This window comes from Tautonia marina (genome assembly GCF_009177065.1).
GTDB classification, from domain to species: domain Bacteria; phylum Planctomycetota; class Planctomycetia; order Isosphaerales; family Isosphaeraceae; genus Tautonia; species Tautonia marina.
This window is the reverse complement of record NZ_WEZF01000021.1, coordinates 32,571-53,471: the sequence shown is the minus strand read 5'-3', so window position 1 is coordinate 53,471 and position 20,901 is coordinate 32,571. Positions and strand designations below refer to the sequence as shown.

The 20,901-nt window shown below is 62.8% G+C and carries 20 protein-coding genes and 1 riboswitch; of the genes, 14 read left to right on the top strand and 6 right to left on the bottom strand.

Features of this window, described 5'->3' with window-relative positions; genetic code table 11:
- The first annotated feature begins 1 nt into the window (after position 1).
- On the top strand, positions 2-595 hold the full coding sequence (locus GA615_RS21770; protein ID WP_152053443.1) for an FHA domain-containing protein: 594 nt from the start codon (positions 2-4) through the stop codon (positions 593-595).
- On the top strand, positions 559-936 hold the full coding sequence (locus tag GA615_RS21765) for an FHA domain-containing protein (RefSeq protein WP_152053442.1): 378 nt from the start codon (positions 559-561) through the stop codon (positions 934-936). Before GA615_RS21770 ends, GA615_RS21765 begins: the two co-directional genes overlap by 37 nt.
- A 15-nt stretch (positions 937-951) precedes the next feature.
- Here the strand turns inward: GA615_RS21765 and GA615_RS21760 are convergent, their stop codons facing one another.
- On the bottom strand, positions 952-2,298 hold the full coding sequence (locus GA615_RS21760) for a hypothetical protein (protein WP_152053441.1): 1,347 nt from the start codon (positions 2,296-2,298) through the stop codon (positions 952-954).
- 203 nt (positions 2,299-2,501) lie between these two features.
- Between GA615_RS21760 and mbhE the strand changes: the two genes are divergently transcribed.
- The 9 genes from mbhE (at position 2,502) to GA615_RS21715 (ending at position 10,481) form a co-directional block, all read left to right on the top strand.
- The gene (mbhE, locus tag GA615_RS21755) at positions 2,502-4,820 is read left to right on the top strand and encodes a hydrogen gas-evolving membrane-bound hydrogenase subunit E (RefSeq protein ID WP_161602482.1); all 2,319 of its coding nucleotides are present in this window, start codon (positions 2,502-2,504) and stop codon (positions 4,818-4,820) included.
- Complete coding sequence (locus GA615_RS21750; RefSeq protein WP_152053439.1) at positions 4,817-5,251, top strand: MnhB domain-containing protein; 435 nt, start codon at positions 4,817-4,819, stop codon at positions 5,249-5,251. Before mbhE ends, GA615_RS21750 begins: the two co-directional genes overlap by 4 nt.
- Entirely contained in the window at positions 5,248-5,583 is a 336-nt protein-coding gene (locus GA615_RS21745; protein WP_152053438.1) for a sodium:proton antiporter, read from the top strand. The genes GA615_RS21750 and GA615_RS21745 overlap by 4 nt, the downstream gene beginning before the upstream one ends.
- On the top strand, positions 5,580-7,097 hold the full coding sequence (locus GA615_RS21740; RefSeq protein WP_152053437.1) for a complex I subunit 5 family protein: 1,518 nt from the start codon (positions 5,580-5,582) through the stop codon (positions 7,095-7,097). The genes GA615_RS21745 and GA615_RS21740 overlap by 4 nt, the downstream gene beginning before the upstream one ends.
- Positions 7,094-7,639 carry a Na+/H+ antiporter subunit E gene (locus tag GA615_RS21735; RefSeq protein ID WP_152053436.1) on the top strand — a complete coding sequence of 182 codons (546 nt, stop codon included), beginning with the start codon at positions 7,094-7,096 and terminating at the stop codon, positions 7,637-7,639. Before GA615_RS21740 ends, GA615_RS21735 begins: the two co-directional genes overlap by 4 nt.
- On the top strand, positions 7,639-7,905 hold the full coding sequence (locus GA615_RS21730; RefSeq protein WP_152053435.1) for a monovalent cation/H+ antiporter complex subunit F: 267 nt from the start codon (positions 7,639-7,641) through the stop codon (positions 7,903-7,905). Before GA615_RS21735 ends, GA615_RS21730 begins: the two co-directional genes overlap by 1 nt.
- Positions 7,898-8,278: a monovalent cation/H(+) antiporter subunit G gene (mnhG, locus tag GA615_RS21725; RefSeq protein WP_201750278.1), complete on the top strand. Its 381-nt coding sequence runs from the start codon at positions 7,898-7,900 to the stop codon at positions 8,276-8,278. The genes GA615_RS21730 and mnhG overlap by 8 nt, the downstream gene beginning before the upstream one ends.
- A gap of 142 nt (positions 8,279-8,420) precedes the next feature.
- On the top strand, positions 8,421-9,320 hold the full coding sequence (locus GA615_RS21720) for a hydroxypyruvate isomerase family protein (RefSeq protein WP_152053433.1): 900 nt from the start codon (positions 8,421-8,423) through the stop codon (positions 9,318-9,320).
- 69 nt (positions 9,321-9,389) lie between these two features.
- The gene (locus GA615_RS21715) at positions 9,390-10,481 is read left to right on the top strand and encodes a hypothetical protein (RefSeq protein ID WP_152053432.1); all 1,092 of its coding nucleotides are present in this window, start codon (positions 9,390-9,392) and stop codon (positions 10,479-10,481) included.
- A gap of 20 nt (positions 10,482-10,501) precedes the next feature.
- Here GA615_RS21715 and GA615_RS21710 read toward each other — a convergent pair whose 3' ends face one another.
- Both GA615_RS21710 and GA615_RS21705 read right to left on the bottom strand, forming a co-directional pair.
- A complete protein-coding gene (locus tag GA615_RS21710) occupies positions 10,502-11,179 on the bottom strand; it encodes a DUF6928 family protein (protein ID WP_152053431.1) in 678 nt (225 codons plus the stop codon).
- A 43-nt stretch (positions 11,180-11,222) separates the two neighbouring features.
- Entirely contained in the window at positions 11,223-12,083 is an 861-nt protein-coding gene (locus GA615_RS21705; RefSeq protein WP_152053430.1) for a tetratricopeptide repeat protein, read from the bottom strand.
- Positions 12,084-12,302: 219 nt separating this feature from the next.
- A riboswitch (cobalamin riboswitch) is annotated at positions 12,303-12,534 on the top strand.
- A 213-nt stretch (positions 12,535-12,747) separates the two neighbouring features.
- Here GA615_RS21705 and GA615_RS21700 point away from each other — a divergent pair.
- Positions 12,748-13,569, top strand: a complete 822-nt coding sequence (locus GA615_RS21700) for a DUF1559 domain-containing protein (RefSeq protein ID WP_152053429.1) — start codon at positions 12,748-12,750, stop codon at positions 13,567-13,569.
- Positions 13,570-13,642: 73 nt separating this feature from the next.
- Positions 13,643-14,482: a DUF4465 domain-containing protein gene (locus GA615_RS21695; RefSeq protein ID WP_161602481.1), complete on the top strand. Its 840-nt coding sequence runs from the start codon at positions 13,643-13,645 to the stop codon at positions 14,480-14,482.
- Between the two features lie 64 nt (positions 14,483-14,546).
- Here GA615_RS21695 and trpS read toward each other — a convergent pair whose 3' ends face one another.
- Positions 14,547-15,518: a tryptophan--tRNA ligase gene (gene trpS, locus GA615_RS21690; RefSeq protein ID WP_152053428.1), complete on the bottom strand. Its 972-nt coding sequence runs from the start codon at positions 15,516-15,518 to the stop codon at positions 14,547-14,549.
- 287 nt (positions 15,519-15,805) lie between these two features.
- Here trpS and GA615_RS21685 point away from each other — a divergent pair, with 287 nt between their 5' ends.
- Positions 15,806-16,237, top strand: a complete 432-nt coding sequence (locus GA615_RS21685) for a hypothetical protein (RefSeq protein WP_201750277.1) — start codon at positions 15,806-15,808, stop codon at positions 16,235-16,237.
- Here the strand turns inward: GA615_RS21685 and GA615_RS21680 are convergent.
- Entirely contained in the window at positions 16,192-19,773 is a 3,582-nt protein-coding gene (locus GA615_RS21680) for a ComEC/Rec2 family competence protein (RefSeq protein WP_152053427.1), read from the bottom strand. The two genes, GA615_RS21685 and GA615_RS21680, sit on opposite strands and share 46 nt — an antisense overlap.
- 230 nt (positions 19,774-20,003) lie before the next feature.
- The gene (locus GA615_RS21675) at positions 20,004-20,789 is read right to left on the bottom strand and encodes a hypothetical protein (RefSeq protein ID WP_152053426.1); all 786 of its coding nucleotides are present in this window, start codon (positions 20,787-20,789) and stop codon (positions 20,004-20,006) included.
- Positions 20,790-20,901: the final 112 nt, after the last annotated feature.

Sequence of the window (20,901 nt, the reverse complement as noted above, 5' to 3'; positions counted from 1 at the left end):
CATGCCCATACGATTGGTGGCCCTCGACGAGGGCTCGGATATTGTGATTGATCGGGCCATGGTGATGGTCGGGCGTCATCCGCAGTGCGACGCCAGGCTCGAATCCATCCGGGTCTCTCGGCGCCACTGCTGCATGATGAAAGATCAGCACACGGAGGACGTGATCGTCCGTGATCTTGGCAGCACGAACGGGATTCGGATTAATGGCCAGCGGATCGAGAAAGGAACCCTCCGTCCGGGCGACGAGCTTTCAATCGCACATCTCCGATACCGGATGGAAGTGGGCCATTCCGAGGAACTGACGCTGGCCGAGACAATTCCGGCCGATCATCAGGCTCGGGACGCGGCGGCCGAACCTCCATCGTCGAGCCCGTTCGTGGCTCCAGCCGTGGCAACCCCAGGGGAGAATCCCCTGGCCGCCGCAGTCCGCGAGATGTTACCTGCTTCAGTGGCTGATCGTTGTCGGATCCAGGTGATTGTGCAAATGCCTGCCGAAAACGGTAATCTGGCCGAGATTGATGTTCCTCTGGATTCACAGCCCTCGGAGCCCGACGCGTCATGCCCGCCCGACTCGTCCCCCTCGTCTCCGGGCTGATTCGACCGATTCCTCTGGAACGTCCGGTCGTGTTGATTGGTCGCCACCAGGAATGTGATGCTCAGGTGGCTCATTCTCGGATCTCTCGGCGTCACTGTTGCGTAGCTCAGATTGCCGGGGGCCTGGTGATTCGAGATCTCGGCAGCCACAATGGGGTCCGCATCAATGGCGAGCGGATCGAGGAAGCGGCGCTCGAAGATGGCGACGAGATCGCCATCGGCCCGATCCTGTTCCGGCTTGATTGGCCCCGATCTTCCCACGAAGGATCGGAACCCGTGGCTCCCAAGGCGGAAACCCCGGAGATCGACTCCGGGGATCTCGTCCCGCTCGACGACGATTGAGCGTGTGCAAGGGCGTCAGTTGGCCCGAATCACTTCAGATTGATCGCCGCCACCCTGGGGCAGATAGTCAATGAACTTCAAGGCCGGGTCGGCCGGGACCAGGACCGCATTGCCCGGATCGACGGGACCGAGGGTTCGGCGGAGGCCGAAGACGTCGGCCTGGCTCGCCGGGGCGTAGGCGATCGGTTCCAGGCCGTCGGGCTCAATCATGACGGCGCCAGGCTCAAACGTATCTCCAAGGGCCCCGGCCAGGTGAACCGAGCCGTCGGAGTCGATCGCGAACCGAACGCCAAGGTCGCGGAAGGGGATGGATTGATCGAAGGATGTCGATGTCTGCCTGAGCTGGAATCGCTCGGCAAGGGGGAACCGCATCTCGGTTTGAAGGGCCTGGAGCAAGCCGGAACTGATGGCACCGGGACCGGCCCGCAACTCTCCGGAGACCGATCGCCAGCCGGAACCGGGGCCGACCGGCTGCGGTCCCCACTCGGCTTCGTCGATTACCAGGTGAGCCAGGCCATCGAGCCGATGCTCAGAGACCCGACCAGAGACCAAGGTGGCGAGATCGACGTCAATCAACTCGCCCGAAAAGCTCGCCCGCCAGTCCCCCGCGCCGATCCGAGCCAGACGAAGCTCGCCGAGCATCTGGGCCTCGGTGCCGATCCAGTCGGCCGAGGAGAAGAACGAGTCAAGCACCGAGGCCGGCAACGGGAGCCCCTCGGCCGTTCGAAGCGTCAGAATCGTCTCGGGCTCGTTCCCCCGTCGGTCTCGGACGAGGACCAACTCGCAACGGTTGGCCGACCCGGACGGAGTGACCACACGGTAGCTGGCCTCGACCGTCGGCGCTCCGGCGTCGATCCGGAACGAGGCGGCCAGATCGCGGAGGTCGTAATGGAGTCCATCGCCCAGGTCGATCGCGCACGAGTCGGCCGAGACGGCGACATGATCCCACGCCTCATCCGCAGCGGCCCGGCTGAGCAGTTCTCCGACCTGGTCCATGGCGTGCCGAGGGCCTTCGGCGGCCAGGGCCAATCCTTCGGCCCGGAGCACGAGGCGTCGGCCTTCTCGGGAAAGTTTCAGCGAATCGGCCCGAGCGACCTCGACGAGCTGTTTCTCGCGTCTCGGCTCGCGTTGCCAGAGGACGGCGCCGGTATAAACGATCGTGCCGGGCCGGGGGTATCGGACCCCTTCGAGGGTGACCTTCAATCCGAGCTGGCGGCCCAACTCGGCCTCAACTTCGTGGCGATGACCGGGGCGGTTGACCTGCCAGGCGGTGAATGCAACGAAGGCCGTCGGACCCATCGTCGCAACGATCATCCCGAGGGTAAAGAGCACCTGACGGTGCGGTCGGGACAGGGTTCGCATCCTTGCCTCCTGTCGGAACGGCTCGAGCCGGCAACCTCGGCACGGTGCCGTGCGCAGACAAAACCGCGTTATGCCCGAGGACGCCTCAACCGTCAATGCCGATCGGTTCGAATCTGGCAGGAGAGGCGCTCGTCTTGGCACGAGGAATGCGGTACGATGAGTCTCTTGTGGCTCGATCAATTGGTTCGAACGCAGATTTGATCATGACAGAAACCCTGATCGCGATCATCGTGCTGCCGTTTTGTCTTGCACTGATCGCGTTGGTGGTGCCGTTGCGATGGGCGGGAGCCGTTGCGTTGCTGGCCCCGGCAGGGGTGTTCGGGATGGCGGTTCGCTACTGGCCGGTCGTCGCGGCGGGATCGACCCGGATCGTGCCGATCGGGGGGCTTCCGGACCTGTTCTCGCTGAATCTGCGGGTCGATCAACTGGGAATCTTCTTCGTGCTTCTGACCGCCGGGATTGGCCTGGCGACGGTTCAGTATGCGCGGGGGTATTTCGGCGAGAAGTCGTCTCGATTGTTCTGGTCGGCCTTGCTGGCATTCATGGGAGCCATGATTGGCCTGGCCCTGGCCGATTCGCTGATTCTGCTGTTCGTCTTCTGGGAAGTCACGACGATCACCTCGTTCCTCTTGATTGGAATGCACTTTGATGAGGAGGGGTCGAGGCAAGGGGCTGTGCAGTCGTTTCTGGTCACGGGGGCCGGTGGTTTGGCCTTGCTGGCGGGAATCGCCCTGATCGGTGGCCGGGCGGGAACGTTTGACCTCTCGACCCTGGCGGCGCAAAAGGAGACGATCCTGGCCGACCCGATGCACCGGATCGGCCTGGCGTTGATGCTGCTGGGAGCGTTGACCAAGTCGGCCCAGTTTCCGTTTCACTTCTGGTTGCCCGGCGCAATGGCGGCCCCGACACCGGTTAGTGCCTTTCTGCACTCGGCCGCGATGGTCAAGGCGGGCATCCTGCTGATCGGCCGCTTGCTTCCGGTCTTTGGTGAATCGGAGCTGTGGTTGCCGGTCCTGACCACGGTGGGCCTGGCGTCCTACGTCATCACCGGCTGGCTTGCCTTGCGAGCGACCGACCTGAAGGAACTGCTGGCGTTCAGCACCGCCGGGTTTCTGGGACTGATCACGGCCTTTTACGGCTACGCGGGACGTGACGGATCGTCAGCAGAATTTCTGCACATTCTCAATCATGCAACCTACAAGGCGGCGCTCTTTTTCCTGGTGGGTTGGCTGGATAAAGCGTCGGGGACGAGGGATCTCGGGCTCCTTGAGTCGCAGCGGTGGTGGAGCCGGAGTCGGCCGGCGGCGGTACTGTTCGGGATTGGCACACTGGCCATGGCCGGTTTGCCGATGACGTTGGGTTTTATGAGCAAGGAAGAATTCTATGAGATCGTCATGGGAGGCAAGTTCGAGCGGCTGACCCCGGCGCTGGTCGCCGTGATTGTTGGAAGTTCATTGATGGTTGCCTATTCCTTGAAGATTTTCATCGGTGTCTTTTTGGGGAGCCACGTGCCCTCGGCCGAGCAGGGAGTGCCGCCCGAGAAGCGTTCCTCATGGCTTCTGATCGTGCCGGGCATCTTGTTGACGGTGCAAGTGGTGGGCGGCCTGGCGCCGCACTGGTTGCTCAGCGAGGTGCTCTCTCCGGGGCACGAATGGCCGGCGAGCCCGGCCATCTGGCATTACGTGGATGCGTTACTGGTGATCAGCCTGGTCAGTTACGCCGCAGGGTTGGTGTTGTTTCTCGGCTGGCATGTGGCTCGACAGATGCCCGGGGTGCCGGGGCCAAAGGTTGCCGCCGAGACACTCTCGAATGGGACGATCACCCTGGCCGAATGGTGGACGCGAGTGGCCCAGGAGGGGGGGCATCCCCGCTATCTGTCAGTCATTCTGCTGACCTTCGTGGCGGCCGGAATACTCGGGCTTGGGTACGGCGGGGCGAGCCTGGCCGATTTGGTTGGTCCCTGGGGGCCGGATTCGTTCGTGGGCCTGATCCCGGCGTTGATGATCGTGACGGCCGCAGTCTTTTTGCTTGTCCTCCGGCGGCGCATCGCAAAGCTCATCATGTTGACGGTCGCCGGATACGGTACGGTGGTCGTTTACATGATCTATCAGGCACCCGATCTTGCGTTGACCCAGATTTTGACCGAGGCGGTCGCCTTGATTCTCTTGCTCTTGATCTTCCGGCAACTGCCCGACCTCGGGCCTGACCCGCGGTCGAACCGTCAGAAAGTGGTGCATGGAACGGTCTCCGCTTTGGTGGGCCTGACTCTGGCGGGCCTGACCTGGGGAGCGGCCTCGCACTCGCCGAGCGAGCGAGCCGGTGCCGAGCATCTACGTCTTTCCGAGTCGCAAAAACTTGGTGAGAACGTCGTGAACGTAATTCTGACCGACTTCCGGGCCGTGGATACCCTGGGGGAAATTGTGGTGCTGGCCCTGGCCGCGCTGGGAGTCGTGGTGCTCTACCGTGCAAAAGGGCGAGCGAACCGAATCAAAGAGCGAGCGGCACAGGAGCGTGGTTCGTGAACTCGTTTATCTTTCGAGAAGTGACCCGAGCCGTCTATCCTGCCGCGGTCGTCTTTGCACTTTACTTGTTGATGCGAGGGCATGATCAGCCGGGTGGCGGGTTTGTCGCGGGATTGGTACTGAGCATGGCCGTGGTGCTGGAGATGCTTGCGTTCGGCGCCGAGGCGGCTCGACGCCGGTATCGACTGATGCTGCGTCCCTCGTTGGTGATTGGCCTGGCGATCGCTTTGGGGTCAGGTTTGGTGCCGATGATCTGGGGACATCCGCCATTCACATTCTCGCAAGTGAAGTACAGCTTGCCGGGAGGCAATGAATTGAAGCTTTCCGGGACTCTGGCGTTCGATGTGGGAGTGGTGCTGGTGATCATCGGTTCGATCGGTACGGCACTGGTGGTGATGATCGGTTCGAAACGGACGAGGGTGGCGTCATGATCGGCTTGGGCGTACTGTTCATCGCGCTTCTCACAGCGGTGTCCCTGTACTTGATGATGTCGAGTGATCTGCAACGCATCATCATGGGGTTCGTTGTGCTTTCGAACGCGGCGAACCTGGTCATTCTGGTGTCTTCCGGGCTGTCGGCCGATGCGGTTCCGCCATTACTGGACCATCCGTCGATCGGGACGCTCACCGATCCGTTGCCTCATGCCTTTGTCTTGACGGCAATCGTCATTGGTCTGGGGAACGCCGCCTTTTTGATTGTGCTGGCCTCCCGAATCTTCCGGGAAACCGGATCGGACATCGTCGAGGGGGGACCGGGCGCGTGAAGATCCTGGTCAGCCTGCCGGTCCTGATTCCACTGGTGACGGCGCTTCTCGTGCTTGCTTTGGGGCGGTGGCCTCGCGTGCGCTTTGGGGTGGCGCTGGCAAGTCAGGTCGTCTTGATCGGAGTGGTGGGTCTGCTGGCCTACCATGCTGCCTGGCGAGGAGAGATCCTGACCCTTTCGATGGGTGGTTGGAATCCTCGTGTTGGCATCGTCTGGGTGGCCGATGGCTTGAGTTCGATCATGACGGTGCTGGGGGCGATCGTTGGCCTGGCTGTGCTCGTGTATTCTCCGAATGGACTGAAAGCACCCCGAGAGGTCCCTTATTTCCTCGTCTTGCATCAGGTTATGGTTGCGTCGGTCGAGGGGTGCTTTCTGACCGGCGATCTGTTTAATCTGTTCGTCTTTTTCGAGGTCATGCTGACCACCTCGTATGTCCAGATTGCAATGGGTTCTCGATCGAGGCAGCTCAGGAAGACGTTTCCCTACGTGGTCATCAACTTCATTGGTGGTTTGTTGTTTCTTGCCGGCGTTGGAATCGTGTACGGAACGAGTGGAACGGTGAACCTGGCTTCGCTTTCAAGGCTGATCGCTCAGGAGGAGTTGCCGCCGCAGTTCTGGGGAGGAATCGGGCTGGTCTTGACGGTGTTTGCCTTGAAGACCGGACTGGTGCCGCTTTACTTCTGGCTGCCGGAATCGTATCCGGAATCACCGATTCCGAACAGCGCGATGCTCGCCGGCCTGCTGACCAAGGTGGGCGTCTACACGCTGTATCGGGTCGTTCCCCTGGTGTTGACCGAGGCGGACGAGGAGTTTTTCCGCCTGCTGGCGGGCATCTCAGCAGCGACGATGGTCCTGGGGGTTCTGGGAGCACTGGGCCGCGATCGAATCCGGCAAATCCTTGCGTTTCACATCATCAGCCAGGTTGGTTACATGACCTTTGGTCTTGCCCTGTTCAGTCCGGCCGGGGTGGCGGCGGGCCTGTTTTATGTCGTTCATCATATTGTAGTCAAATCAGGATTGTTTCTTGCGGGAGGCATGGTCGAGCGAGTGGGTGGCTCGGATCGACTGAAGCAAGTGAGAGGGATGGCGACCACACACCCCTGGGCGGCGGCCGGATTTTTCGTTCCGGCAATGGCACTGGCCGGGATGCCGCCGTTGAGCGGATTCTGGGGGAAGCTCTTTCTGGCGATCGCGGGATTCCGTCAAGGTTACTGGATTACGACCGCAACCGCGATTGTCGTCAGCCTCTTGACACTTGCCTCGATGCTGAAGATCTGGCGGGCGAGCTATTGGGGCAAGCCCGAGGGGCAGCGTCGGCCCGAACTGGGGTACGATCCCGGCATGCTCTCCGGGGTGCTTGGACTGGCGGCGCTCTCCCTGCTCATCGGGCTCTGTGTCGTTCCGCTGATGCTCTGCTGTGGGCAGGTGGCCGAACAGCTTCTGTCCGTGACCCCGTACATCGACGCGGTGCTTGGTCCGACTTCGGGTGAAGGGCTTGAGGAGTTGCCTTCATGAGACTCGTGCTTGGCGTCCTGCTCCTGTCGGGACTCTGGATGCTTCTGTTCGGGCAGTTCGATGGGCTAACCTTCGTGGTGGGTCTGATCGTCGGCGTTGCCGCCATCAGGCTGAGCCGCTCGGTCTTTGGGAGCGATGCGAGCGAGCCGAACGCAGACGCTACGACGAGACCCTCGGTGGGAATCGTTCAACGCCTCTGGTCCCTGGTCAAACTTGCCTGGTACTACACTTATGAAATAATCGCATGCAATTTGATGATGGCTCGCGATGTCCTCAGCCCGGCACCTCAATTGACTCCTGCAATTTTCGCGTTGGAGGTTCCTGGCCTTGGTCCTGCGGGATCCACCTTGCTCGCAAATCTGATCACGCTGACTCCTGGTTCGCTCGTGATCGACTTCGATCCCGTGGGCGAGACGCTTTACATTCACACGATCTATGCGCAGGACGTGGAAACGATGAAGCGAGACTATCGGCGATTTGCCCGGCAGGTCTTTCGGCTAACAGGTCGAGAACCGTCCCAGGCCCTTCGTGAGGCAGGTTGATGAAAGAGTTCGTCATTCTGGCGGCCATCGTCGCACTGCTGGTGGGCGTTGTCCTCAGCGGGGTGAGGATGATCATCGGCCCCACGATTTACGACCGCGTGCTGGCCTTCGATACGGCGGGGCTGGACGTGATCGGGGCGATTCTTCTAGTCGAAATTCTCTTCGATACCGGGGTGTTCATGGATGTGGTCCTGGTGATTGCGTTGCTCGGCTTCCTGGGGACGATCACGCTGACCGCATATCTTGAGGGCCGGCTCGGTGACTGACCTCCTGATCATGATGGCGACAATCTTGGGAACATTCTTGATGGTCGTCGCCTCGCTCGGCGTGTTGCGCCTGCCCGACTTCTTTCACCGCGTCCATCCCCCCGCGAAGTCTTCGACGCTCGGGCTGATGTTCTTGCTCATCGCGTTGGTGATGGAGTTCCCCGATGTTGAGACGATCACCAAGGGTGTTCTTGCCTTTCTGTTCCTCGCGATCACGGCCCCAGCGGCAATTCACTTGCTGACGAGGGCGGCATATCGTCAGGGAATTCCCTGTGCAAGCGAACCCAGGCCGGACGACTATCGGAAGTTTGTCGATCGACACCACGACGACCTCGACCCCGATCGGAAGCCCGTGGATGCCGGTCACGATTAAGCCAGGGTTCGGCATCCTCGGGAGCTGAGGGGAACAGGTGGCAGCCCTGATGGGTCTGGCTATACTGGGGCGGTCGGGGCGCCAACGCTGCGGAGTCGCGGCCAGGCTGATCGTTCTCAGAAGCCCATCGAGGGAGATTGCCATGCGTCGCCAGGACGACCGCAACCGCTCGCCGATAACCCGAAGAACTTTGCTGCAATCAACCGCTGCCGCGGCCACGACGGTCGGAGTGCTGGGCACTGCACGACCCGCACGGTCGGACGATCGACCCCAGGGAACCGCCGTGACCCGGGGACGGCTGAAGCAATCGGCCTGCCGGTGGTGCTACGGCCGACTGCCGATTGACGAACTGGCGGCAGCAGCGAAGCAGATGGGGTTGGTTGGGCTCGATCTGATGCGGCCCGACGAGTTCGACGCCCTCAAGCGTCACGGCCTCGTTTGCACGATGACCTCAACGCATGGCTTGACCGTGGGCCTGAACGATCCGAAGAACCATGAGCAATGCCTCAAGGCGATTCACAACGCCATCGAGGCAACCGCTCGGGAAGGGTGGCGTAACGTCATTACCTTTTCCGGCAATCGCAACGGCATGGACGACCGAACCGGCCTGGAGCACTGCGCCAGGGCACTTCGTGAGATCGTTCCCGTGGCCGAGCAAGCCGGGGTGATCATCAACATGGAATTGCTCAACAGCAAGGTCGATCATCCGGACTACATGTGTGATCGTTCCGATTGGGGAGTTGAACTGGTCAAACGCGTCGGCTCCGATCATTTCAAGTTGTTGTACGATATTTATCACATGCAAATCATGGAAGGTGACATCATCCGGACGATCGAGGCGAACCATCCCTATTTCGGCCATTACCACACGGCGGGCAACCCCGGTCGCAACGAACTGGATGACACCCAGGAGCTGAACTATCCTCCCATCTGCCGGGCGATTGTGGACACCGGCTTCGACGGATACCTTGCCCAGGAATTCATGCCAAAGCGCGATCCCTTGACGAGTCTGGCCGAGGCTGTCGCCCTGTGCGACGTGTGACGGCTTCCGCAACCCGTCGTCGCGTGCCTAGATCCTCACTCCCGAATTGATCGATCCGGAGTACCCGTGATGAGCTTCAGAATGCTCGGAATCCTGGCCGTTTGTGTCACTGTGATCGTCGGGCCTCAGGCCTCCGCAAGCGACGAACCGACCGGCTCGGAGTCGGAGGTTGAGCTAATCCTCGGCCACCTCTTGCCCGAAGAAGGAGGCGCGGCCGATGCCGCTCCCAGCCCCTTGAAGGAGCCGTTCGGGGTGGACTTTCAGTCCGACGGCACCATGATCATCGTCGAACTGGGAGGCGGTCGGGTCCACTCCTTCGCGCCGGATGGGGGTTTTCGGACCATCTCCGGAGACGGCTCGACCGGTTACGACGGCGATGGTGGACCGGCCCGCGCGGCCACGTTCAACGGCATTCATAATGTCGCCGTGGGTCCGGATGATGCGATCTACATCTCTGATAGCTGGAACCACTGCGTGCGCCGGATTGATCCCGACGACGGCACCATCGCCACAGTCGTCGGGACGGGTGAATCGGGGGATTCGGGAGATGGCGGGCCGGCATCGGATGCGACGTTCAACTTTATTATGTGTATTACCTTTTCTCCCGATCATGAACGCCTTTATCTTGCTGATTTGAATAATCGGCGGATTCGGGTCGTGGACCTCTCGACGGGTCGTGTCTCCAACGTGGCGGGAGACGGTCGCAAAGGCGTTCCGACCGATGGAGCACCCGCGCTCTCATCGCCTCTCGTCGATCCCCGAGCGGTCGCGGTCGATTCTGAAGGGCGTGTCTATATCCTTGAACGTGGCGGCCATGCCCTGCGCGTGGTCGAAACCGATGGGTCGATCCGAACCGTCGCCGGTACGGGGGAAGCTGGATTTCGAGATGGTCCGGCACTCGAAGCCCAGTTGAATGGACCGAAGCATCTCGCCGTGGCGCCCGACGATTCGGTTTATCTTGCCGATGATGTGAATGGCGCGATCCGTCGCTATGATCCTGAGACGAAGACCGTTTCCACCGTGCTGGGACGAGGCTTTGGCCACCCGTCGCTTACCTTGCTCCACCCGCACGGCGTCTGTGTCGAGGGAGACTCGCTTTACGTGGTCGATACCGGGCATGACCGGATCTTCCGGATGCCTCGGGTGACGAAAACGCGTTGAGGAAGGCGATCCCGGGCGGTTCAGGGTTTCGAGAACGGCCACCACCAGCGCGGGGGTTGCAGTCGATCGAAGCCTTCCATGACAAGGCTGTACGGATTGTCTTCCCCGCTCCATTGGGCCATGTTGCGGCCGAAAAACCGACCCATCAGTTCAAATACAAGTTCCTCTCCGTACGAAGATGGGTCGTACTCTTCGGTCACTCCGTTGAACTCCGTGATGAAGACTCGTTCACCGTCTCGGATGATAGATCGCTCGAAGTGGGGACGTTCTTCAGGTAAAAGGTTCCCCAGATCGACCACCACGCCATCGTCGGCCGATCCTCCATAGGCACGCAGCAATCGTCCGTGATCGAAGAACTCGTAACTCCAGAAGTTCACCACGCTATGCAGGCCGAACCGGGCGACCTCGGCCTCCGGAAATCGATCGATCACCCGACGCATCACCGGGTCATCACCGAGCGAGAAGCAATCGTCTGCAATCGTGGGCGCGCCGAGGACGGCCGCACCTTCGTAGGCCCCGACCACCAGGTGACGTGGAAAGATCCCTTCATCGAAGGATGTGATTCCTTTGCTGAGAACCGGGCCGAGTCGAAGATCGTCAATGAGTTGTCGAGCCGCCTCGGGGTCATGCTCAGGGAGCGAGCCGAGGTAGCCCGGTTCCCGATCGTTGATGAGAATGCAAGATGCCTTCCAGCCCACGAGAGCCTCCGGTCCAGGTCGGTTTGCGGACTCGGTCGATTCCTCAGCGGTGTAATCGCTCGGCCAGTTCCCGGACAAGGACCGAGTTCGGGTCGAGTTCGAGGGCCCGATCGGCGGCGGTTCGGGCGTCCTTCGTCTTGTCGGCCTGCTCGAAAGCCAGGGTGAGCAGGTAGGCGACATCGGCCCGATCGGGCAAGTGCTCCGAGGCGAAGCGGAGATCGGCGATCGCCTCGTCGGTCAGGCCGAGCGCCAGACGAGCCCGCCCGCGCTGGATGCGCGTCTCGGGGTCTTCGAAGGACAACTCGACCAGGTGATCGAGCCGAGCGAGGGCCGACTCGGGCTGGTTCCGATCGAGTTGGATCGAGGCCACCCGGCTGAGGGCCGGTGCGGCATCGGGCTCGTGCCGCAAGGCGCGGAAATATGCGGCCAGCGCCTCGTCGGTTCGGCCGAGAGATTCCAGGGCCTGCCCCCGGCCAATGTGTGCCGTCGCCTGTCCCGGGTCGATCTCGATGGCCTCGTCGAAGCGGGCGATGGCCTCGGTCGTCTTCCCTCTCGCCAGTTTCACGCGACCCAGCCCGATCAGGGAATCGATGTCATCGACATCACGATCCAGGGCCCGTTGAAAGGCTTCGGAGGCCTCATCGAGCTGGCCGAGTTCCGCATAGATGCGGCCCATTCGGGCAGGAGCATCGGCGGATCGGGTGTCGGTCTCGGCCAACTCGGCAAGCAGATCGAGCGCGCGAGGAAAATCGCGGGCCTCGGTGGCCTGGCGGGCCTCTCGGCTCAGCTCGCGACGCAGTTCCCAGGCTTCGGAATCGGGGCCGGCGCCGGGCCCCGGGCCCATCGCCGCGCAGCCGGAGACGGTGATCACGAGCCATCCCATGCTCACGATCGACCGCCGCATGATGCCTCCTCTCCTGACGGGTCCCGAGGGATCGCCCTTCGCCCGACCTCAGCGAAGGGAGTTTCAAGGATCATCGGTTGGAATCGGCAAGAGCACCGGCCGAGCTTGAGGATTTTGAGGAAGAATTTGAGAATCGCGAATGGTCCGATGGTTCCTGCAGTTCTCCACGATTTTGGTCAACCGATTGACGGGTGCATAGAATGGGCGTTACCATCCGATCTCCGTTGACAGGCCCAAGGTGACCGATCCTGCTTCCTGCGGGAACGGTGAACAGGGAACCCGGTGAGAATCCGGGACGGCCCCGCCGCTGTGACCGGGCGTTCCAAGAGGCTCTAACCCCTCCTTCAGCCATTGTCGAGTTGGTGTCGGCGTTGCGGCGCCGAAGCTCGATGAGAAGGCTCGGAGCCTCAAGCCCGGGAGTCAGAAGACCTACCTTGTGTCGAATCCGGCCCCGGCTCTGCGAGGGACGAGCCCACCGGACGGAATGCGTCGAGAGTTCGTTTCGACCCCCGTTCCGAGGACCTACCGGGTCACGATGACCGGGACTTCCGAAGGCGTTTGCCTGTGACTCGTTTTCGTCGCCATCCTGGCATGGCTTCGGAAATCGGGCAAGGTCGACTCTGAAGGAGCACCGGCGAATCGTTCCCCCCGGATTTTCCCACCCATGAATCAAAACGACCTTCGCCGTGGTGCCCGCATGCATCCGGTCAAGGCTGGTGGCTTCACGCTCATTGAGTTGCTGGTGGTCATTGCGATCATCGGCGTCCTCATTGCGCTGTTGCTTCCGGCTGTCCAAGCGGCAAGGGAGGCGGCGCGCCGCTCCCAGTGCCTGAACAACCTTCGCCAGATGGGGATTGCCTTCCACGGCTATCACGATGTCCACCGCACGTTTGCGCCGGGCGGTTGGCTTCGCGGGTCGACTTCGAACCTGCGCTGGATCGCCTGGTCGGCGTTGCTGCTGCCCCACATCGAGCAAGAATCGCTCTATGAAAGCTTGAATATCGACCTTCCCTACGATGACCCGACCAACGCCACCGGAGGAGCGACGGTGCTTGCCGTGTACCTCTGTCCCAGCTCGTCGAGGCCCGAACCTCGGATCGAGGGGCGGGGAGGCTGCGACTACGGCGGAATGTACGGCGAACGGATCACCAGTCCGAACAACCCGCCGAAGGGAACGATGCTCTACGATACCCCCATTTCGATCTCGATGATTCGGGATGGAACGTCGAGCACGTTGCTCATCTCGGAAGATTCAGCCTTCAGCGATGGCCAGTGGCTTCACGCCCGCAATGTGATGGATCAGGCCTTTCCCATCAACAAGGCCCCCGCGTTCGAAAACGACATTCGCAGCGAGCACTCCGGCGGCGCGAACGCGTTGTTCGCCGATGGATCGGCGCGATTTCTCAAGGAAACGATCGCGTTGCGTCCCCTGGCCGCGCTTTGCACCCGGGCCGGCGGAGAGATCGTCTCGGCCGACGAATTCTAACATCGTGCCGTTGCAATCATTCCGAGACGCGCGGTCCCCTGTCTGGAATGAAAAATCAAGGAGTAATTTTGACATGATGGTTTCACGATTCTCGCTCGCCGTTGCGCTTTGGCTGGTGCTCGCTCCGATGGCGGCGCGAGCCGAGAGCCTGTCGGTCGATTTCAGCGACCTGACCCTGGGAAGCGAGTCATTCAACAATGGATCGGACGGTGCGGGTGGCTTTTCGAGCAACGGTGTTTTCTTCCGCAACTCGTACAATCCGACCTGGCAGACCTGGTCCGGCTGGTCGTATTCGAACCAGACCGATAACACCACCGCAGGGTTTGGGAATCAGTTCAGCAGCTTTGCCGGTGGTGACGCCTCGGGCGATGGCATCTACGCGGTCGCGTATGGCCAGTCTCCGTCCTCGGTTCGGTTCGACCTGCCCGAGTTGGACCCGCATCGGTCGCCGGTCAGCATGTCCGCCAGCTTTACCAACACGACCTATGCGGCCCTTTCAATGCAGAATGGCGACGCCTTCAGCAAGAAATTCGGTGGTTCGACGGGCAACGACCCCGATTTCTTCCTGCTGACGATCGTAGGCTACTCGGGCCTTGGCGCTTCGGGAGACATTATCGGCGAGGTCGATTTCTACCTGGCCGACTTCCGGTTCGACGACAGCAGCCTCGATTCCATTGTCCAGGATTGGACCACCGTGGACCTGTCAACCTTGATCGGAGCTCGCAGCATCGGGTTCCGGCTCACCTCCTCAGACGTGGGAACCTTTGGGATGAACACGCCGGCGTACTTCGCCATGGATGACTTCTCGATCCGATTCTCTGTCATCCCCGAACCGGCCAGCATTGCGATGTTCGGTGTCGGTCTGGCCGGAGCGGTCGCGATCGTCCGGCGCCGTCGGGGCCGGATCGTCTGACGAACCATCAGGGCAGGCGGCGCAACCGAGCGTTCGTGCCGCCTGCCTCGAATTGGGTCGGCAATCAGGCCACGCCACAGGCCAGGCGGGCGCGGTCGAGGACCTGCCGGGCTGCCTGACGAGCCCGAGCGGCTCCGGCGGCCTTGACCTCGGCGACTCGTTCCGGATGGGCGAGCAGCTCGGCTCGGCGTTCGCGGGCCTCGGCAAAGCGATCGATGATCAACTCCGCTAGCCGAACCTTGACCGTGCCGTAGCCGAGGCCCCCTTCAAGATACTGACGTTTGACGTCTTCCCATTCCTCGGCCGTGGCGAACAGGCGAAACAGGAGGAACAGGGGGAACTCGTCGAGCTTGCTCGGGTCGCCCGGTTCTTCGGGGGGGCGGCTATCGGTAATCAGTCGCTTGCATTTCTTGGTGATGAGTTTTGGATCATCGAACAGGTCGATCGTGTTGCCATAGCTCTTGGACATCTTCCGGCCGTCGGTGCCGGGAACGACGGCCACGTCCTTGAGGATGTACGGCTCGGGCAGCTTGAACGTCTCGCCGTAGGTGTGGTTAAAGCGTTCGGCGATGTCTCGGGTGATTTCGAGGTGCTGTTTCTGGTCCTGGCCGACGGGAACGAGGTCGGCGTCGTAGAGCAAGATGTCGGCTGCCTGAAGGACCGGGTAGGCGAACAGGCCGTGCTCGGCGGGAATCCCTTGCTGCACCTTATCCTTGTAGCTGACGCACTTCTCTAGCCACCCCATCGGCGTGACACTCGTCAGGAGCCAGGCCAACTCGGTCGTTTCGGGCACGTCCGACTGCACAAAGAGCGTGACGGTGTCGGGGTCGATGCCGAGGCTCAGCAAGGTGACCACCACGTCATCGGTGTATTCGCGGAGTTTTTCCGCGTTTCGGGTGCTGGTCAGGGCGTGGTAGTTGGCAACGAAGTAGAAGACCTCGTTTCCCTGTTGCAGTTCGCGGAACTGGCGAATCGCCCCGAAGTAATTCCCCAGGTGCAACGGGCCGGATGGCTGGATTCCCGACAGGACTCGCATCGGTACTTGGCTCTCTTCGATCGATCGATCAATCATCCACGATTCGACCTTCGACGGCCGAAGCGCACTCCGACCGGGTCGGCCGCACCGGCCGACGCGACACGGTCTTTCACTCTAGCAAGGTCGCCGCCGATCGGCCAACCGAAGGAGATCGGAAGACCGTCGGCCAGGTCGCGGTTCCAGCTCGACCTCGATAAGATAGGGACGAGAGATTGATCGCGCTCGGGCCGCATCGATCCGGACGCAGGGGGCGTCTCGGGGCCGGGGCCCGTGAGGAGCCCCTGGCCATGACGGGTCGCTTTGACGAACACGGGATTCGATTCGACTATCCCACCGACTGGAGTGTCGAGGTCGATTCCGACGGTGAGAAAACCACCGTCGCCGTTCACTCGCCGAACGGCGTTGCCTTTGCCCTGGTCGCCCTCGACGAAACATGCCCCGAGCCGTCGGAGGTGGCCGGGCAGGCGCTCGACGCGATGGAACAGGAGTACCCGGATCTCGATGCCTTCCCCGTGATCGAGTCGATCGACGGCCATCAGGCGGTTGGCCATGAGGTCGAGTTTATAAGCCTCGACGCGACCAACTCCTGCTCAATCCGATGCTACCGGACTCCGAAACGCACGGTTCTGGTGTTCGGCCAGTGGTCCGACCTCGAAGGTGAAGGGCCGGCCGATCAGATCCGATCGCTCCGCTCGTCTCTGGAGGAAACCGACTCCTGATCGACTTCCAGAGGATGGAATCGATTGGTGGCTCGGTCAAGGAAGCCGAGGATGCGATCGACCAGGGTCGGGCCTCCGCGGTCGAAGACCTCGCTGTGTTCGGCCTCGGCAATGCTGGCGACCTCGGGGCGGCGGTCGGCCGGGAAGGCGTTCACGAGGCAATGAATGGCCGGGACGGGTGTGACGGTATCGGCCTCTCCTTGAAGGATCAAGACCGGCCGATGGAATTGAGGGGCCAGATCGACCGGCCGGGGGCGATCGAGCCGATCGCCGGCGAGCCGGGCCGCTTGCCAGAGAACCAGTCCACTGAGCCGCGCGGCCCCGGGGAATTTGAGTCGCGTCAACCGCGCCGCGAGGGCCTCGCGGAGATCGGCATAGGGGGCCTCAAGCACAATCGCCGCGATGCGGTCATCCTCGACCGCGGCCCTCAACGTGACGGCTGCCCCCATGGATCGCCCCCAGACGACGACCGGGGCTTCGGGAGATTCGGCACGCATCAAATCGATCCACTGCTTCAGATCGTCGGCCTCTCGGGCCCCGAACGAGGCGCGATTGCCTTCGCTCTGCCCGAAGGTTCGCAGGTCCGGGAGCAACACCGTCCAGCCCCCTTGGACAAGGGACTCGGCCCGGCTTTGCATGCTCGGCGAGGCTTCGGCCAGGCCATGGGCAATGAGGGCGATCCGACACGGGCCTGAGTTCCCCTCCGGTCCTCGCCGCCATGCTCGGAGCCGGACGCCATCCCGAGCGACGATCGAGACTAATTGCCACGGGTCCGGAAACGCGACCTCCTGACCGTTCCCTCGACCCGGAAGCACAAGTGACCACGCTCCCCAGTGCATCACCGCGGTGGCTCCACAGAGCCAGAGTCCCAGCAAGACCCCGCCGACACCGACCACCCCGCGCAGCAGCCAGGACGACCGGCTCGGCCCGATTGAGGCCGAAACCATCTGACCCCTCACCCCGGGCGAACCGATCGCGTCCAGCTTTGGACCATTTCCCCCTCGATCCGCCTCCCAGGAGACGCGAATGGCCCCCTCTTGCCAGGTCCGATGCACCGGAATCCCTCGATCCGCGAGCCCTACCAGCGCGTCGGACGCTCCGGGGCGGGGGGCTCGCTGGCTGGAAACGACCGCGGCGGGCTTGGCCCAGTCGTAGAGCCAGGGGGGATTGGCCGACCGACCGCCGTGATGCGGGGCCAACATGACCGTAACCGGCCGACGAGGCATCGCCAGCAGTTCGGCCAGCCCCGCGCCGTCGAGATCGCCGCTCAGCAGGACATGATCCGATCCGACCGTCAGATCCAGGACGAGGCTGCGGTCATTATCGCTCGCGTCGGGCAGCCAGCCCCGGGCAGGATGGAGTACCTCCGCAACCAACCCAGGAACCAGCTCGAATCGATCACCGCTCGCCACTTCGTGAATGGCAATCGTCCGGGCGCGGGCGTGTTCAAGGAGTGTCCTGGCTCCGGGATTGTTCTGTTCGTCAAAGCCATCGGGAACGACCATCGCACCGATGGTGAACCGCTCGATCAGGTCCGGAACGCCGTTGTAGTGGTCTGCGTCGGCGTGAGAAATCACCAGACGGTCGATCCGTCGGATTCCCCGAGCCCAGAGCGCCGGGGCGGCAATCCGTCGGCCGACGCTCGGGTCGCCCGATCGGCCGCAATCATAGAGCGAGGCCGACCCGTCAGGTCCCCGGATCACCGTGGTCAGGCCATGCCCCACTGCCAGGAATTCCACCTCGTACGACGACGGTCGCTGCGGAGTGATTGTCACCCCTGCCCCGAAGAGCCCGACCAGCACTACCCCTCCCCATGAGGCCCGTCGAATCGGCAATGGCCATCGCGCCGCCGACGCTCGACAGGCCACCGCCAGCATTGCATAACCAGCGATGACCCAGGCGGTTGGGGGAGTCGGCACGAAGGCGTGACCGAAGGTGATGGACTCGGCCCAATCGACGATCGTCAGAGAAACACCCAGCAGCCAATCGCAGAGCCAGGCCGCGGGCATCGCCAGCGGCTGCCAGACGACCGAGCCCATCAGGGCCAGCCCTCCCAGAATGACGGCGGCGCTGACCATCGGAATCATCGGCAGGTTCAAGAAAATGCCGATGGGTGCCACCACGTTGAATTGCCAGGCAATCAACGGCATCGTCACCAGCCAGACGGCCGCCGAGGCCACCAGGGCCAACACCGGCGCCAGGGCCAGGCGCCGGGCGATCCCTTTCCAGGCCGGTTCGAGCTTCCGCTCCAGCAGGTCGAGCGGGTCGCCGTCCGGGTCGGGATTGATCATCCTGCGCTCGATCCATCGCATCAACGGCGGCACGCCGAGGATCAAGGCCGCGATGGCCAGGAACGACAGTTGCCAGCCGATCCGGAACAGCGAGGTGGGGTTGACGATGATCGTGAACAGGATTGCCAGTGTGATCGTGTTCGCCGGCTTGCTACTGCGATCGATGATCGCGGCCACGCAGACGGCCCCCACCATCGCCGCCGCCCGACTGACCGAAGGGGTCCAGCCGACGAGCGTGGCATAGGCGATCGTCGCCGTCAGCACAATCTTCGCCGCGTCTTTATGATTGAATCCGAGCACGACCGCGAGCAATCCGACCACCCCGGCCACGGCCGACAGGTGTAGCCCCGAGATCGCCAGCAGGTGGGCCGTTCCCGTCCGGGAAAACGCGGAGGAGGTCTCCCCATCGATCCCCCCTCGTCTGCCGAGCAGCAGGGCCGCCGCGACCGGCGCCGTCCGAACGCTGAGGAGTTCGGCCAGCCGCGCGTCGCTCGACGACCGGACCCAGCCAAGCCATCGGAGTCTGAGTGACGGTGTCCCCTCCGGATCGAGCCTGACACCGTCCGGTCCTTCGACCGAGAGCCGCAGGCGAATGCCCCGGGCGCGAGGGGCGAGCCTCGGGTCGGTTTCTCCGGGATTGAGCGGGCCGGGTAGCAACGCCAGCGATCCGGCCGCCTCGATCGCGTCTCCCATGCCGAAGCGATTCTCATTGCCACCCACCGACACCAGGGCCCGACCCGAGGCGCGGTGCCAGTTCTGGCCGTCGCTGGCGGAGGTGATCTGCAACTCAAACCGGGTGTAGCCGTCGTCTCCCGGGCGTTCCTCGGCGATCGGACTGACCCGATGCTCAGGAACGGTCAACACGACCCCCCGAACCCAGCTCGGCCTTGGTTCCTCGGTAACGACCCTGGCCAGATCATCCACCGCCAGGTCCGACCACCGCCAATGGTGCCAGGCGCCTCCCACTGCCGCGAATGCCACCACGAGTGCGGGGTAACAGACCCCTCGCCATCGCAAGCCAACCATCGCCACCACCGAGGCCAGCAAGGCGATCACGGCCCACGTTGCAGTCTCGAACCCTTCGAAAAACCGATCCGTGATGATCCCCAACGCCATCGCCAACGCCACCGGTGCCAGCGGAGGCACCCTGCCCGGCGTTCCTCGCCAGCCGGGAACGAACGGTTTGGTCGGATCACTTCGGCTTCGAGATGTGGCTCCGAGGTCGGGAATCGTGTGCTGCGCCATCGGAGCCGGTCTGACGAGGGGTGAGGAAGCGAATCACGCAGTGGAGCGGCTGAAGCAGTTCCCGCGAGGGTATTGCGGTGAGGCGTGGTTGAGGTCCCTCTCACCGAACCTTCGGTCACCTTCTCCCCCGCTCGCTCGCGGGGGAGAAGGTTGGGACCGTACGATCGGAGGCGAGGCTCGTTCGGAGGAGTCGAACGGTCAATCCGATCGAGTTCGAGCGTGCCGGGCACTCATTGAGGGCGTTTGTCGAACTCGAAACGGCGAAGGATGTCGATCACTTGCTCAGCCGTTTCCAGGGCATCCTCAACCCCGAATTCGGACTCGACCTTCACGACGACGTCTTCCCCGGTGTCCTCGGAAACGCGTCGGGCCTGGCCGAGCTTGAACTCGGCCTCGATCAGACGGGCGCGGGCCTCGGCGACGGCGGCTTGAGTCTCGGCGATGGCGAGTCGCCCGACCAGTTCCTCGTCGTCGGTCATCGGTCGGCCCTCGTTCCGTTCGGCCGACGCAAATTTTCGACGGGCGGCCTCGGCACGAATCTCGGTGACTTCCAGGGCGGCGCGGGCTGCCTCGACCTTGGCCTCGGCGATCGCAACGACCCCCGGAGCCTCTCGGCGTTCGCCCCGTTCTCGATCACGAACCCGTTCGCGTTCCTGACGCTCGATGCGTTCCCGCTCCATGCGCTCGCGTCGTTCCCGATCGGCGGGATCACCGGGGCGGCCTCGGCCTTCCTCGGTTTGGGAGCGTTCGAACCGTTCCTCGGCCTCACGGCGGGCGGCGCGTTCTTGCTCAAGCATCTGCCGCAGTTCGTTCAGTTCGTCCCGCAAACGATCGATCGGCGGACCTCCCCGTTCGGCGGGACGGCCGCCACCTCGACCGGGGCGGGCCTGTCCTCTTTGCTGCTCACGTTCGGGTTCGGGGGTCGGTTCGTCCTGAGCGGTCGCCGAGAGGGGGCCGAACACGAGGGCCAACAGGCCGGTTCCGCACAGGGCGGTGACGGTGGATCGGAGTCTCATCGCGGTCTTCTCCCTGGCAGCGGTTGGGGCAACGAAGGTCGATTTCCCGACGCGGAGAGTCTTCCCGTTGCATCGCTCCGCGCGATTCTATCCGGCCGCAATGGCGAAGTCA

Bases quoted from the DNA above. Each gene is read 5' to 3' on its own strand.
- GA615_RS21770 (WP_152053443.1), top strand. From the start codon at position 2: ATGCCCATACGATTGGTGGCCCTCGACGAGGGCTCGGATATTGTGATT.
- GA615_RS21765 (WP_152053442.1), top strand. From the start codon at position 559: ATGCCCGCCCGACTCGTCCCCCTCGTCTCCGGGCTGATTCGACCGATT.
- GA615_RS21760 (WP_152053441.1), bottom strand. From the start codon at position 2,298: ATGCGAACCCTGTCCCGACCGCACCGTCAGGTGCTCTTTACCCTCGGG.
- mbhE (WP_161602482.1), top strand. From the start codon at position 2,502: ATGACAGAAACCCTGATCGCGATCATCGTGCTGCCGTTTTGTCTTGCA.
- GA615_RS21745 (WP_152053438.1), top strand. From the start codon at position 5,248: ATGATCGGCTTGGGCGTACTGTTCATCGCGCTTCTCACAGCGGTGTCC.
- GA615_RS21735 (WP_152053436.1), top strand. From the start codon at position 7,094: ATGAGACTCGTGCTTGGCGTCCTGCTCCTGTCGGGACTCTGGATGCTT.
- GA615_RS21730 (WP_152053435.1), top strand. From the start codon at position 7,639: ATGAAAGAGTTCGTCATTCTGGCGGCCATCGTCGCACTGCTGGTGGGC.
- GA615_RS21720 (WP_152053433.1), top strand. From the start codon at position 8,421: ATGCGTCGCCAGGACGACCGCAACCGCTCGCCGATAACCCGAAGAACT.
- GA615_RS21715 (WP_152053432.1), top strand. From the start codon at position 9,390: ATGAGCTTCAGAATGCTCGGAATCCTGGCCGTTTGTGTCACTGTGATC.
- GA615_RS21705 (WP_152053430.1), bottom strand. From the start codon at position 12,083: ATGCGGCGGTCGATCGTGAGCATGGGATGGCTCGTGATCACCGTCTCC.
- GA615_RS21700 (WP_152053429.1), top strand. From the start codon at position 12,748: ATGAATCAAAACGACCTTCGCCGTGGTGCCCGCATGCATCCGGTCAAG.
- GA615_RS21695 (WP_161602481.1), top strand. From the start codon at position 13,643: ATGATGGTTTCACGATTCTCGCTCGCCGTTGCGCTTTGGCTGGTGCTC.
- trpS (WP_152053428.1), bottom strand. From the start codon at position 15,518: ATGCGAGTCCTGTCGGGAATCCAGCCATCCGGCCCGTTGCACCTGGGG.
- GA615_RS21685 (WP_201750277.1), top strand. From the start codon at position 15,806: ATGACGGGTCGCTTTGACGAACACGGGATTCGATTCGACTATCCCACC.
- GA615_RS21680 (WP_152053427.1), bottom strand. From the start codon at position 19,773: ATGGCGCAGCACACGATTCCCGACCTCGGAGCCACATCTCGAAGCCGA.
- GA615_RS21675 (WP_152053426.1), bottom strand. From the start codon at position 20,789: ATGAGACTCCGATCCACCGTCACCGCCCTGTGCGGAACCGGCCTGTTG.